Origin of the sequence: Candidatus Uabimicrobium helgolandensis, from assembly GCF_041508025.1 — a bacterium.
GTDB classification, from domain to species: domain Bacteria; phylum Planctomycetota; class Uabimicrobiia; order Uabimicrobiales; family Uabimicrobiaceae; genus Uabimicrobium; species Uabimicrobium helgolandensis.
Window position 1 is genome coordinate 636,083 of sequence record NZ_CP165719.1, and the last position, 14,205, is coordinate 650,287.

At 37.5% G+C, this 14,205-nt stretch carries 9 protein-coding genes and 4 tRNA genes; all 13 read right to left on the reverse strand.

Annotation, left to right across the window (positions count from 1 at the left end; genetic code table 11):
• Window positions 1–107 precede the first annotated feature (107 nt).
• Window positions 108–4,433 carry a DNA-directed RNA polymerase subunit beta' gene (rpoC, locus tag UABHE_RS02330; RefSeq protein WP_372368583.1) on the reverse strand — a complete coding sequence of 1,442 codons (4,326 nt, stop codon included), beginning with the start codon at window positions 4,431–4,433 and terminating at the stop codon, window positions 108–110.
• Window positions 4,434–4,578: 145 nt separating this feature from the next.
• A complete protein-coding gene (rpoB, locus tag UABHE_RS02335; protein ID WP_372368584.1) occupies window positions 4,579–8,355 on the reverse strand; it encodes a DNA-directed RNA polymerase subunit beta in 3,777 nt (1,258 codons plus the stop codon).
• Window positions 8,356–8,685: 330 nt separating this feature from the next.
• Window positions 8,686–9,126 carry a 50S ribosomal protein L7/L12 gene (gene rplL, locus UABHE_RS02340; RefSeq protein ID WP_372368585.1) on the reverse strand — a complete coding sequence of 147 codons (441 nt, stop codon included), beginning with the start codon at window positions 9,124–9,126 and terminating at the stop codon, window positions 8,686–8,688.
• 209 nt (window positions 9,127–9,335) lie between these two features.
• The gene (rplJ, locus tag UABHE_RS02345; RefSeq protein ID WP_372368586.1) at window positions 9,336–9,887 is read right to left on the reverse strand and encodes a 50S ribosomal protein L10; all 552 of its coding nucleotides are present in this window, start codon (window positions 9,885–9,887) and stop codon (window positions 9,336–9,338) included.
• 20 nt (window positions 9,888–9,907) lie between these two features.
• On the reverse strand, window positions 9,908–10,687 hold the full coding sequence (rplA, locus tag UABHE_RS02350; RefSeq protein ID WP_372368587.1) for a 50S ribosomal protein L1: 780 nt from the start codon (window positions 10,685–10,687) through the stop codon (window positions 9,908–9,910).
• Between the two features lie 78 nt (window positions 10,688–10,765).
• Window positions 10,766–11,203, reverse strand: a complete 438-nt coding sequence (rplK, locus tag UABHE_RS02355) for a 50S ribosomal protein L11 (RefSeq protein WP_372368588.1) — start codon at window positions 11,201–11,203, stop codon at window positions 10,766–10,768.
• 51 nt (window positions 11,204–11,254) lie between these two features.
• The gene (gene nusG / locus UABHE_RS02360) at window positions 11,255–11,884 is read right to left on the reverse strand and encodes a transcription termination/antitermination protein NusG (RefSeq protein ID WP_372368589.1); all 630 of its coding nucleotides are present in this window, start codon (window positions 11,882–11,884) and stop codon (window positions 11,255–11,257) included.
• Between the two features lie 11 nt (window positions 11,885–11,895).
• Window positions 11,896–12,339: a preprotein translocase subunit SecE gene (gene secE, locus UABHE_RS02365; protein ID WP_372368592.1), complete on the reverse strand. Its 444-nt coding sequence runs from the start codon at window positions 12,337–12,339 to the stop codon at window positions 11,896–11,898.
• Window positions 12,340–12,494: 155 nt separating this feature from the next.
• The gene (gene tuf / locus UABHE_RS02370; protein ID WP_372368593.1) at window positions 12,495–13,688 is read right to left on the reverse strand and encodes an elongation factor Tu; all 1,194 of its coding nucleotides are present in this window, start codon (window positions 13,686–13,688) and stop codon (window positions 12,495–12,497) included.
• A 143-nt stretch (window positions 13,689–13,831) separates the two neighbouring features.
• Window positions 13,832–13,903: transfer RNA gene (locus UABHE_RS02375), tRNA-Thr, on the reverse strand.
• A gap of 16 nt (window positions 13,904–13,919) precedes the next feature.
• Window positions 13,920–13,991, reverse strand: a tRNA-Gly gene (locus UABHE_RS02380).
• 11 nt (window positions 13,992–14,002) lie between these two features.
• Window positions 14,003–14,085, reverse strand: a tRNA-Tyr gene (locus tag UABHE_RS02385).
• Window positions 14,086–14,092: 7 nt separating this feature from the next.
• Window positions 14,093–14,164: transfer RNA gene (locus UABHE_RS02390), tRNA-Thr, on the reverse strand.
• Between the last annotated feature and the right edge of the window lie 41 nt (window positions 14,165–14,205).

Consider the following 14,205-nt stretch of genomic DNA (forward strand, 5'->3'; position numbering starts at 1 on the left):
ATATTTACTGCAAATAATTGCAGAACATGATATTCTACAGAAAAAATTTATTTTGGCAATAATTTTTTTCATGTTCTGCAATCATTATTGATATTTATTTTATAATTTTATAGTAGGCTTTCGGAAGTTTCTTTTGAACCTTCTTCATCGACTACTTTAATATCGGTTTGATGATGCGCCTTAAAACCTGTTCCCGCAGGAACCATATGTCCTAATATCACGTTTTCTTTCAAACCGAGAAGATCGTCTTTTTTACCAGCAAGTGCAGCTTCCGTTAATACTTTAGTTGTTTCTTGGAAAGATGCAGCACTAATAAAAGATTCTGATTGCAATGATGCTTTTGTTATTCCAAGAAGTAGTGGTTTGTATGTTGCCATTTTTTTACCACTTTCTCGCATTTTGCGGTTTACTTCGTGGAACTGGAATTTATCCACAATTGCTCCAGGTAGAAAATCAGTATCACCAGATTTTTCTACGCGTACTTTACGCATCATTTGACGAATGATGATTTCAATGTGCTTGTCATCGATTTTTACATTCTGCGCCCAGTATACTTTTTGAATCTCCTGAAGTAAGTATTGTTGTAGCATAGCTACTCCACAACAACGAAGTATGTCATGAGGTACTTTTGGACCATCAACAAGAGCATCTCCTGCTTTTACTTGATCTCCACGACGTACTTTTAGTGGTTTACCATGCGGAACTAAATGTTCACGTGAAATCTCTTTTTCACCTTCAGTATTTTTCACAATGATAGTTCTTTTACCACGACGTTTTTCCCCTAATTCTACGACACCAGTGATTTCACTAATCACTGTCGCATTTTTCGGACGCCGCGCTTCAAGAATTTCGGTTACACGTGGTAAACCCCCTGTAATATCCTGGGTACCTGTTACCTCGCGAGGTGTTTTAGCTAGCAAAGCACCAGCAGTAACCTTTTCACCATCTTCTACTTCAATGTGTGCTTTTTCAGGAACAGAATAAATCGCAATATTTTTGCCTGTTTTATCTTTTAAGACAATAGCAGGTTGTTTTTCACCCTTATGTTCAATAATAACTTTACCATTTTCATCTTCGCGCATAGTAACATCGCGAATGATGTCATCGTAATGTACAACTCCACTAGTTTCTGAAAAGATTGGTATGTTGTGTGGGTCCCAATTTGCGAGTATGTTATCTCCCTTTTCAAGGGTTGAAGTTTCAAGAATCATACCGTCGTAAACAATTGGTTTTCCACCTTCTACTTTGTGAAGTTCTGCTCCAAGAGGAATATGCACTTCTTCTTCAAAAGAAATTACAACATTACAACCTTTACGGCTTGTGACTTTGTTTTGTTCATTGACATTCTTTTTGTCTTTGATTTCAGCAACACCACCCATTTTCGCCTTAAGTTCAGTACGTCCTTTTTTGGCAATTACTTGTGAAGCTGTATTTAGTACTACTTGTTGATTGTCCATAACTTCTAAAGTAGAACCATAAGGAATATGAATTAATTCTTCGTGTTGCATCACTACACTTGCCCCACGAGAAATAACAACATAAACTTTGTTGCGGTTTTGTACATGTTGTAAATTTTTAAAGATAAACTTAATACGATCACCACGTTTTGGTATTTTTACTTCCGCTTCTTGGCGCATTTTTACCGCGACCCCACCAATGTGGAAAGTACGCATTGTAAGTTGTGTTCCAGGCTCACCAATAGACTGTGCAGCAATGATTCCCACTGCTAAACCTTCTTCCGCTCTTTTGCCTCGTGCGAGGTCCATACCATAACACATAGCGCAAACACCAAGAGGAGTTTTACAAGTAAGAGGACTACGAATGCGAATTTTTTCATACCCAAGAGCTTCTATCTTCTTAGCAATTTCCCCGGTAATCATTTCATTTTCGCGAACAATAGTTTCACCGCTTTGCTTGTTTTTTATGGTATTACGAGCATAACGACCGCGGATATTTCGGTTTAGTGGTACAACAATCTTGTCACCTTGCTTTTCTGCACCTTTAGTTACTCCGTCAGGAGTACCACAGTCGATTTCATTGATAACAACATTTTGGGCAACATCTGCCAGTTTACGTGTTAAGTAACCAGAGTCAGCTGTTTTCAAAGCTGTATCAGCAAGACCTTTACGCGCACCGTGAGTTGAACTAAAGTACTCAAGCACTTTTAATCCTTCGCGGAAATTTGCAATAATTGGCGTCTCAATAATCGCCCCACTTGGTTTTGCCATCAAACCACGCATACCTGCAAGCTGTCTAATCTGTTCTAAACTACCACGTGCACCACTTGAAGCCATCAAATAAAGTGGATTGAATGTAATATCTTCATCACCAGTGTTGTTTTCTAAACACTTCATCATTACTTGACCTACTTGGTCGCGCGCAAAAGTCCAACAGTCAACAATACTGTTGTGGCTTTCTTTTTCTGTGATAGCACCGTCCTTGAAGTTCTTTTGTATTTTTTCTACTTTTTTGCGTGCACTCTCTATAATTTCCGCTTTTTCTTCTGGGATAATTAGGTAATTCTTAGCAAAACTAATTCCTCCTGTAGTGGAGGCGTGAAAACCTAACTGCTTTAAATCATCTAAGAGTTTCAAAGTAGGTCTACGACCTAACAAGTTATGGCACTCTGAAATTGTTCCCGTGATTGCTTTTTTGTGCAGCGCGTAGTTATAAAATGGCATACCCTTCGGAAGAATTCGATTAAAAAATACCCGACCAACGGTTGTTTTTATTATGTTTTGTCCACGTATCTGATCTTCTGTTGGTGGTGGTATGATTTCTTGGTCTTCTGGAAGCTTTACCCATACAGTGCTATGAATGCCCACTGTCTTGTGTTCATATGCAAGAAACACTTCTTTGAATGATGACATCAAAGGTGCCTGTTTCTTTTCGCGAGGGTCTTCTATTGTATAGTAATAAACCCCAAGAACAATATCTTGACTTGGTGCAATAATTGGCTCGCCATTCGCTGGAGAAAAGATATTGTTTGTCGATAGCATCAATGTACTTGCTTCTACCTGTGCTTCTATTGAAAGAGGTAAATGGACAGCCATTTGGTCTCCATCAAAATCCGCGTTGAATCCCGAACACACAAGAGGGTGAATTTTTATCGCATTTCCCTCTGTTAGTATTGGTTCAAACGCTTGAATACCTACACGGTGAAGTGTTGGTGCACGGTTTAAAAGAACAGGGTGTTCACGAATTACATCTTCAAGAATATCCCAAACTTCTTTGTCTTTTCTTTCGAGCATTTTCTTTGCACTTTTTATTGTATCAGCGTGTCCAAGTTCTTTTAGTTTTCTTATGATAAATGGCTGAAACAATTCTAAGGCTATTTTTTTAGGCAAACCACATTGGTGTAGTTTTAGATCAGGCCCCACAACAATTACTGAACGTGCGGAGTAATCGACGCGTTTTCCCAAAAGGTTTTCGCGAAAGCGACCTTGTTTACCTTTGATCATATCTGTAAGACTCTTCATTGGTCTATTGCCTGTTCCAACAACTGGTCTTCTACATCTTGAATTGTCGAATAAAGCATCTACAGATTGTTGTAACATACGCTTTTCGTTACGAATAATAACATCAGGCGCATTCATCTCTAGCAATTTTTTTAAACGATTGTTGCGATTGATTAAACGGCGGTACAAATCGTTTAAGTCACTTGTTGCAAAGTTTCCAGAGTCTAAAAGAACAAGAGGTCTAAGGTCCGGTGGAATTACAGGTATAACTTCTAGAATCATCCACTCAGATTTATTACCAGACTCACGAATCATTTTTACAAGTTCAAGTCTTTTAATAATTTCTTTTTGGCGTTGTTTTGCCCCGGTATTTTCGTAATCTTTTTGAAGTTCTTCGACAAGTGCTTCTAAATCAAGAGTTGAAAGCAATTTCTGAACCGCTTCAGCTCCCATACCTACTTCAAACGTGTCGCCATATTGAGCTTGAGCATCTCGTAATTTTTCTTCAGACAAAAGATCGAATTTTTTTAGTTTGGTTTCACCTGGATCTATAACAATGTAATCTTGGAAATAAATAACTCTTTCTAGATGAGCATTTTTTATACCAAGTAGAGTGCTTAGACGACTAGGCATTGCTTTAAAAAACCAAATATGAGCTACAGGAGAGGCTAGATTTATATGCCCCATTCGTTTACGCCGAACTTTAGAATGCGCTACTTTTACACCACAACGATCACATACAATGCCTTTATACTTTATACCCTTATACTTTCCGCAATAGCACTCCCAGTCGCGTTCTGGACCAAAGATCCGTTCACAAAACAAACCATCTTTTTCTGCTCTGTACGTGCGATAATTTATTGTTTCTGGTTTTTTTACTTCTCCAAAAGACCAACTTCTGATGTCTTCAGGTGATGCTAATTTTATGGTCACTGAACCATAATCATTTATTTTATCGTAGAAAGTTTCTACCATTTTGCGAAACTCCTTTTAGATATTTCGCCAAGTGTGCGGAATAACCATTCTTACTGCTAGTGTGATTAACAGCAATACAAAACAATGTGTTTCAAAAAATAATCAGTAAAGATACAATTAATGTACCTTTACTGATTATAAAAATTTAACTTGTTGTGTTTTTTCCAGGAATCTGTTTACTTACTTTTTTTTTATGTAGTTGCATATCAAGAGCAAGACCTTTGATTTCGTTGGTAAGAACTTCAAAGGAAATTGGAGTTCCTGGTTCAAGAGTATTTTCACCTTTTACCATCGATTCATAAATCTTAGTACGCCCCTCTACATCGTCAGATTTTACAGTTAACAATTCTTGTAAGATATTCGCAACACCGTAAGCTTCGAGTGCCCATACTTCCATTTCTCCAAAACGCTGTCCACCAAAACGCGCTTTACCTCCTAGAGGTTGCTGTGTTATGAGAGAGTATGGACCTGTTGCTCGCGCGTGAACTTTATCGTCAACAAGGTGGTGTAGTTTCATCATATAGATATAACCTACCGTTGTTTTTTGTTCAAATCGTTCACCTGTTCGACCATCATAAAGATAACATGTACCATTGTTTGGTAACTTAGCTTCTTCAAGAGCTTCTTCCACTTGTTTTTCAGAACAACCATCAAAAACAGGTGTTATTGCTTGAAAATTTAGCTTTTTAGCTGCCCACCCTAAGTGTGTTTCTAATATTTGTCCAACGTTCATACGCGAAGGTACGCCCAGAGGATTTAGTATAATTTCGACGGGAGTTCCGTCTTCAAGAAACGGCATGTCTTCTTCTGGCAATATTTTTGATATTACCCCTTTGTTTCCGTGGCGACCAGCCATTTTATCACCTACAGATAAAATACGCTTGGTAGCGATATATACTTTAACAAGTTCTAGAACACCTGGAGGAAGTTCATCACCAGATTGTAATAAGGTACTTTTCTTATTTTTCTGGTCTTCTGACTCCATTATGATGTCCATGTGTTTTTTGATTATTTGCGCTGCTTCTACTCGTTTTTCACGACTAGATAATTTTAAGCGGTTTATATTCAGTTTTTCTTTTACATCTTTTAAGCTTTTAAGGCTTGGATTTTTTGGCCACGCTATTTTTTCCGCTAAAACATTTTCACCGAAAATTTTTGCTAACTCGTCTGATAAACTTCTTAGAGTATTTTCAAAAGTTTCTAAATGAAGTTGTTCAATTTCATCTAATTCTGCTTTATTTTTGGAAGCTTCAGATGCATCTTTGGGTTTTAATTTGCGAGCAAATTTTTGAGTATGTATAACAATGCCTTCAACACCTGAAGGTACTTCAAGACTATCGTTTTTTACATCCTCACCAGCGCGACCAAAAATCGCGTGCAATAGTTTTTCTTCTGGAGACAATTCAGATTTATTTTTTGGAGCAACCTTACCTACTAAGATATCCCCTTGGCGAACTATTGTTCCTACTTTTACGATACCATTATCATCGAGATTAAGGAGAGCTCTTTCTGAAACATTTGGTATGTCTCTTGTAAACTCTTCTTTTCCTAGTTTTGTTTCGCGTATTTCTGCCTCAAATTCATCTATGTGAAGAGAGGTATAGTAATCTTCTTTTACTAATTTTTCAGAAACAATGATTGCATCTTCAAAGTTATATCCATCCCAAGGCATAAACGCTACAAGAACATTTCTTCCTAAGGCTAGTTGACCATTATCTGTAGCTGCACCATCAGCAATAACTTGATTTTTCTTGACCTTGTCTCCTGTACGAACAATTGGTTTTTGATTGAGACAAGTTCTTTCGTTGAGTCCAACAAATTTGCGTAAAGTGTATTCTATTTCTTCTTTTTTACTTTCAACAATTATGCGCTCGGCGGTAGCAGATTTTATTTTACCATCTATATCACTACAAATAACCATACTAGAGTTTTGAGCAACAGCTTTTTCCATTCCCGTAGAAACAATAGGTGCTTCTGTTACAAGCAAAGGAACAGCTTGCCTCTGCATGTTTGATCCCATCAGAGCGCGGTTAGCGTCATTATGCTCTAAGAAAGGAATTAAAGACGCAGATACCCCGACCATTTGTTTTGGCGATATATCACAGTAATCTACCTTTTTGTTTGATAACTGTTGGTAATCACCGTTTACACGTGCAATAACAAAACGATTATAAAAATTTCCTTTAGCATCAATGATATCAGCAGGTGCAATTACTTTGTTGTGCTCTTCATCTGCGCGGAGATACTTAATTTCTTGGGTAACTTTACCGTTTTTTGCCACAAGATACGGAGAAACTAAAAAGCCGTATTCATCGATAGTTGTATAGATCGCTAAACTAGAAATCAAACCAATATTTGTACCTTCAGGTGTCTCAATAGGACAAATACGTCCGTAGTGCGAAATATGTACATCACGTACTTCAAATCCCGCTCTTTTTCTATTAAGTCCACCAGGCCCAAGTGCTGACAAACGTCTTTCATGTGTCAATTGCGCTAAAGGATTTGTTTGGTCTACTACTTGCGAAAGTTCACCTCTACCAAAAAAGTAATCTACCGCAGATGAAATGGTTTTCGAGTTTATTAAATTTTTTGGTGATAGTGTTTCTTCGGCTTCTATGTTCATACGTTCTTTAATTGTACGATTCAATTTTAGAAACCCTTTGTAGAACTCGTCTCCAGCCAATTCAACGATTGTACGTACACGACGATTTCCTAAGTGATCAATGTCATCCACTTCACCTTCATTTTTTCGCAGCTTCAAGATGTAATTTACAGAATTAAAAATGTCTTCTGGAGTTAAAACCATTTCTTGAGGATTTACTTTTTGACCAAACTTACGATTTAAGCGAAAACGTCCGACAGGACCTAATCTGTAGCGTGTTGGATCGTGAAATTTTTCAAAGAATAGGTTTTTTGCTCTTTCTAAATTAAAAGGCGTTCCTGGGCGCAAACGAGCAAAAATACGTGCCAAAGCAGCAACATATCCTTCTGGTTCTTTTTCTTTGTTGCGTTTAAGATCACTAGTTGGATCTTCTTCAAGAGTTTTTAAAATAAGATTATCTATACGATTTTTCTTTTCTTTAAGGACAGTTACTGATTTCAAATCACTATCGCATATTTTCTTTATAAGGTCGTCTGTTAAAGAAGTCCCAGCAGGAACTTGAAGTACTTTATCTTGTTCGACAGCGTCTTTTATTTGTATCGAAGAAGCTAAAATTCTTTGGCCAAGTTCTTTAGATGCTTTACTACTTCTAAGCGAGATCGTTTGTGTTTCATAGAAAAGTTTAATGATAGATTCATCTGTAGAATATTCTGGCCCCATTGCTCGAATGAATATCGTAATGGGGATTTTCCCACTTTGATCGATGCGTATTACAAGAGTTTCTTTTTTGGTTACATTGATTTCAATCCAACTACCCCGTTCAGGTATAATCCAACAAGTTTGCAAGTGTTTTTCACCTGAGTGTTTTTCTTCAGCGAAATCAATACCTGGAGATCTGTGTAATTGACTAACAATGACACGCTCTGCACCGTTAATAATGAATTCTCCACCACCAATCATAATAGGAACTTCACCTAGATAAACATCGTCTTCGATAGGTTCACGTCCTTCGATATTAAGTCGAACACGTATTGTGAAGGGGGCTCCGTAAGTTAGTTTTAGTTTACGGCATTCATCAGGATTGTAGCGCGGTTTTCCTAGTTCGTAGTACAAGTACTCTAAAGACATTTTTCCGTCGTAACTTTTTATAGGAAAAACTTTACGAATAATAGATTCTAACCCTTTGTCATCGCGATCAATAAAAGGGGCTTCCATTTGTAAAAAGTCTTCGTATGCTCGAAGTTGTAGTTCTATTAGATTCGGAACCTCGATAACTTCTTGGTACTTGCCATAATGTTTTTTTTTCGGAGAAACTTTCATATATGTTTTAGCTCCATAAAAGGGCTTTATAGGGGCGTGTCAACATTCATCTTCTTTTTATAATTTGACTTTTTTAGAAAATAGTTTCGTTATTTTTTTAAAATATAGCATAACTATGCACTTTAAAATCCTAAAATACCTCACATTATATAAAACCTAAATGCTGACAGGTCCTAAATCACAAAAATGTTTTTTCTACAAAATAAAAGTAACAGATTACAATTTATACCTAAATTTTAGGGTTTCCCCTTAACTATAAATTATAACCTGTTACTTGTTTTTTTGTGAATAAAGAGACACTGAGACCTAAGTCTCTTTTCCGAAAATATATTAGCTAACGCCTTTTACTTCCACTGAAGCGCCTGCTGCTTCTAATTCACCTTTTATCTTATCAGCTTCATCTTTCGAAACTTTTTCTTTTACTGCTTGAGGTGCTTTATCAACTAGCTCTTTTGCTTCTTTTAAACCCAAAGATGTAATTGCGCGAACAGCTTTAATAACACCGATTTTCTTATCGCCAGCAGAAGTAAGAACTACGTTAAATTCTGTTGGTTCATCAGCACCACCGCCACCATCACCAGCTGCACCTGGCATCATCATCATGCCACCCATTGGTGCTGACGCTTCAACACCAAAAGTATCACAGAAAGCATCTTTGAAATCTTTAAGTTCTAGAACGTTGTATGTTTTGAAAACTTCCAAAAGTAGATTATTTTTATCTTCTGCAGATAGTTTTTGGATATCTTCAACTAACTTTGCCACATCAGACATATTTTATCTCCAAATTAATATTAACCTAGGTTTTTTAATTGTTTTTTATGAGGATTAGGGAATGTCCCCTATTCGTATTTCTCATAATTCGGTACTTTTAACCACTAGCTTTGTTACTTTTCAAGCACATAACAATATTACGCACTTTTAAGTGCTTTGCTATTGTTTAAAATAACTCGAATTTTACAAAAATCTAAATAGAGACACGCCTAACTTGCGGCGTCCCCGACGCTTTCTATATTATTTTCTTCCATTTTGGAAGTTAAGTTATTAAATATATTTGATATATTTCGAGATGGGCCATCCAGAATATTTGCAATTTGCTGTGTTGGAGCTTGGAAAAGACCAGCAAGCATAGACAATAGTTCTTCGCGAGAAGGAACTTTTGAAAGTGCTTCTACATCGTCAGCATTTAGAATTTTTCCAGGGATGTAACCACCCTTAATAACTAGCTTTTTATTTTCTTTGCGAAAATCCACAAGAATTTTAGCCACAGAAGCAATACTGTCACCACCAAATGCCATGGCAGTTGGTCCTTTGAAAAGAGTTTTCATCTCTTCAGGATAATCTTCGGATAAAGCAAGTTTAGCCATTGTATTTTTTACTACTTTGACTGTAACTTCTTTTTCGAAGGAAGTACTTCTTAAACTATGGACTTGTTCAGCTTTTAGACCTGTATAATCATACAGTAGAAAACTACCTATTGATTCTACTTCGTTAGCTAGCTCTTTAGCCATTCGCTTTTTTAATAGTTTGGACATTGTAAACTCCGCCTATCTAATTATTTGCCAGTCTCGATCATTAGACCTGGTCCCATAGAGGACGAAATACATACTTTCTGCATGTACGTACCTTTTGCAGTCGAAGGTTTTATATTGCTAATGTGCTCAATAAAAGCTGTTGCATTGACAATTAAATCTTCAGGCGCAAAGCTCATTCTTCCTAAAGGTGCAAGAACATTACCGCCGCCATCAGAACGAAACTCTACTTTTCCAGCTTTAAATTCTTTTACTGCTTGTGCAACATTTGGAGTTACAGTTCCAGATTTTGGTGATGGCATTTTTCCTTTTGGTCCAAGAATTTTCCCTAGTTTACCAACATGGCGCATCATCGCAGGGTGTGCGATAACAAGGTCAAAATCCAACCAACCTTCTTTTTGAATTTTATCTGCATATTCAGAGCTACCAACATAATCTGCACCAGCTTCTTTTGCTTGTGCGGCTGGATCGCCTTCTGCAAATACTAATATTTTAATTGTTTTGCCTGTTCCTTTTGGAAGAGAAACAGAACCTCTAACTAGTTGGTCTGATTTACGTGGATCGATACCAAGCTTCATTGAAACTTCTACTGTTTCATCGAATTTTGTTCTTTTGCAACTTTGTAAGATTTTAATAGCTTCGTCTACCGAATACCTTTTCTTCTCGTCCACCTTGGTTAGATTTTCAGCATGGCGTTTGGAAGAAGATCTTCTTCTCGCTGGCCCTGGGCGCCTTCTTTTCTTTTCTTCCTTAGGAGCCTCAGCTTGTGTTTCAGCTTTTTGTTCTGCCTTTTTTTTTGCCATTTTTCATACCGATCTATATTGCTAAAAATGTAATCAACTGATTGTTATATTTGAGTAGCTTGATAGTTATCTATCTGTTTACTCTTCCTCAACAGTTATTCCCATACTTCTTGCGGTTCCTGCAACAGTAAACATTGCTTGCTCGATGTTATGAGAATTCATATATTTTGTTTTTTGTTCTGCTATTTCACGAATTTGAGCAGTTGTAACTTTGCCCACTTTTTCGCGGTTTGGAACACCTGATCCCTTTGCTACACCAGCTGCTTGTTTTAGCAAAAATGAAGTTGGAGATCCTTTTAATTCAATGTCGAATTTTCGATCTTCGTATACATGAAGAACCATCGAAATAGGTATACCCATTTGTTCACGGGTCATGTCGTTAAATTTTTTAACAAATTCGCCGGGATTTAAACCATGCTGACCCAAAGCTGGTCCTACAGGTGGTGCAGGTGTTGCTTGTCCACCAGGACATTTTAGTTTTATTAAGGCGACAACTTTTTTCTTTTTCTTGGCCATGATTTCCTCTACTTTACTTTTCTTTCGCGATATTGACTGCTATGCTTGGTGTTATAAACTCTCTACTTGCCAATATTCTAACTCTACTTGAGTATAGCGACCGAATATACCAACAATTACTTTAACTATACCTTTTTGCTCATTGACTTCATCTACAATGCCGTCGAAGTTTTCAAATGGCCCTTCTTTTATCTTTATGTTCTGGCCTTTTTTGAAAGAAACTTTTGGCTTTGGTTTGTCTTTCGATTGCGAACAGTTTGCCAACATTCTTTCTACTTCTTCGTCTGACATTGGTATTGGTTTCGAAGGCGGTCCTACAAAATCCCCTACACCTGGAGTTCCCTTGACAATAAAATGAGTCTCATCGTTAAGTTCCATCTCCACCATCACATAACCAGGGTACAGCTTTCTTTCTACAACACGCTTTGATCCTTTTTTTATTTCTGATACTAGTTCACTTGGAACTACGATATCGGAAATTACATGTTGCATATTTTCTGCAATAACTCTTTTTTGAAGGTTTGTTTTTACTCGATCTTCTTTGTTACTTTGTACACGCAAAATGTACCATTTTTTATCTAGTTCATCTGCAATTTCGTTGTTGACCACCTTAGCAGATTCTTCTTCTGAAGTTTCTAGGTCATTTTCTTCTTCTGTTTCTGAATTTTCTGGTAAACTCATGTTATACCTAACTAAAAAACACGTTGAAAGATAGAGTCAAATCCTATGTCAACAACAAATAAGTAGAGTGCCAGTATTACAATTGCGATGATAACTACAGTAGATGATTTCACGACTTCTTTCATTGTTGGCCAGGAAACTTTTCTCATTTCACTTTCGGTATCAATTAGGAAGTCCGAAGTTCGTTGGCTCAAAAAACATAAATATGCAGAAATGAAAATTAGGAAAAAACCAATTCCTAGTGAAGTTAGTAATTTTGGTGTAACTTCAGGCATTTCATAATCTATGAGGGGAATAACGATACCTTCAACATAAACTATTCTTGTCCAATCCCATTCAGGAAAGCTATGAAAACATTTATATGTTGCAAATAACCATAGAGCAACAAAAGTTAGAAATGCTGTCCAGCGGACAACTTGGCCTTGCTTTTTTTTGTACATTGGGAGTAAAGGCATTTTGCCACTCCTTTTTTTGAAATGATGATTTGTTTTATAGTTGTATGTAATAATGCTGCTCTGAAGAAACAAACAAAGGCTGTTCTGTCAAAAGTCAACGCTGCAAATTTATATTTGCAGCGTTGTTGTATTACTTTGTCGTACAATAAATATTACTATTCGATGATTTCGATAATTACACCAGCACCTACAGTTTTTCCACCTTCGCGGATTGCAAAGCGCAATTCTTTTTCAAGAGCAATAGGTGTAATTAGTTCTACTTCTAACGTAACATTATCACCAGGCATAACCATTTCAGCATTTAACACTTCTGCTTTTCCAGTTACATCTGTTGTACGGAAATAAAACTGCGGACGATATCCAGAAAAGAAAGGTTTATGACGTCCACCTTCATCTTTTGTTAAGATATAAACTTCCGCTTTAAATTTAGTATGAGGATTGATAGATCCAGGCTTAGCAAGTACTTGGCCTCTTTCTACGTTGTCCTTATCGATACCTCTTAGAAGGATACCAACGTTATCGCCAGCCATACCTTCGTCTAACAATTTGCGAAACATTTCAACACCAGTACATGTAGTCTTTTGTGTATCATTAACACCTACAATGTCCATGTTATCACCAAGTTTGATGACTCCACGCTCTACACGTCCAGTCGCAACAGTACCACGACCTTTAATAGAGAAAACATCTTCGATAGGCATCAAAAATGGTTTATCAACTGCACGCTCTGGATCAGGAATATAAGAATCTACTGCGTCCATCAAATTCATAACACCTTGTGCAGCTTCATCGTTAGCATCCTCTGCTTGTCCAGCAAGTAATGCAGAACCTTGAATAATTGGAATGTCGTCGCCAGGGAACTCGTACTTATCTAAAAGTTCTCTTAGTTCCATTTCAACTAGTTCTATAAGTTCAGGTTCGTCTTTCATCATGTCGCATTTATTCATAAATACAACCATAGCAGGAACATTTACCTGACGAGCTAACAGAATATGCTCTCTTGTTTGAGGCATTGGACCGTCGGTCGCAGCAACTACAAGTATCGCACCATCCATCTGTGCAGCACCTGTAATCATATTTTTGATGTAGTCTGCGTGTCCTGGGCAGTCTACGTGCGCGTAGTGACGCTTTTCTGTTTCGTACTCAATGTGACATACAGAGATTGTGATACCACGTTGTCTTTCTTCAGGAGCTTTGTCGATATCTTCGAACTTCATTTTTTCAGCAAAGCCTTTAAGTGCTAAAACGTGAGAAATCGCTGCAGTTAGGGTTGTTTTACCATGGTCAATGTGACCAATAGTGCCCACGTTCACGTGAGGTTTGTTCCGTTCAAACTTTTCCTTCGCCATGGGGATACATCCTTCAATAATTTAAACTATTAATATGGAATCCATAAATGTCAATTACTTATGAAAGATTTTTGATGCTTTAGGGGGATAGGTCAGGCAATCGACATTTTTGATATGATAAAAAGAAATAAGGAAGTTTCCTAAGCTGCCGATGGGGATTGAACCCATGGCCTCGTCCTTACCAAGGACGTGCTCTACCACTGAGCTACGGCAGCATTGAGGATAAAGAAGAGCGGGTGATGGGAATCGAACCCACATATCCAGCTTGGAAGGCTGGTGCTTTAGCCGTTAAGCCACACCCGCATTTCATTTAATGGTGGCGGAAGGATTCGAACCTTCGAAGACGTCCGTCAGTAGATTTACAGTCTACCCCCTTTGGCCACTTGGGTACACCACCGTTTAAAAGCTAGTGGTCGGATTTGAACCGACAACCCCTCGCTTACAAGGCGAGAGCTCTACCGTTGAGCTACACTAGCAATGTGAAGGGTATTATATATACTGAATTTTTAATTGCAAG

Excerpts from the sequence above, each read along its gene's own strand:
- nusG (WP_372368589.1), bottom strand. The coding sequence starts at position 11,884 with ATGAGTTTACCAGAAAATTCAGAAACAGAAGAAGAAAATGACCTAGAA.
- rplK (WP_372368588.1), bottom strand. The coding sequence starts at position 11,203 with ATGGCCAAGAAAAAGAAAAAAGTTGTCGCCTTAATAAAACTAAAATGT.
- secE (WP_372368592.1), bottom strand. The coding sequence starts at position 12,339 with ATGCCTTTACTCCCAATGTACAAAAAAAAGCAAGGCCAAGTTGTCCGC.
- rplJ (WP_372368586.1), bottom strand. The coding sequence starts at position 9,887 with ATGTCCAAACTATTAAAAAAGCGAATGGCTAAAGAGCTAGCTAACGAA.
- rpoB (WP_372368584.1), bottom strand. The coding sequence starts at position 8,355 with ATGAAAGTTTCTCCGAAAAAAAAACATTATGGCAAGTACCAAGAAGTT.
- tuf (WP_372368593.1), bottom strand. The coding sequence starts at position 13,688 with ATGGCGAAGGAAAAGTTTGAACGGAACAAACCTCACGTGAACGTGGGC.
- rpoC (WP_372368583.1), bottom strand. The coding sequence starts at position 4,433 with ATGGTAGAAACTTTCTACGATAAAATAAATGATTATGGTTCAGTGACC.
- rplA (WP_372368587.1), bottom strand. The coding sequence starts at position 10,687 with ATGGCAAAAAAAAAGGCAGAACAAAAAGCTGAAACACAAGCTGAGGCT.
- rplL (WP_372368585.1), bottom strand. The coding sequence starts at position 9,126 with ATGTCTGATGTGGCAAAGTTAGTTGAAGATATCCAAAAACTATCTGCA.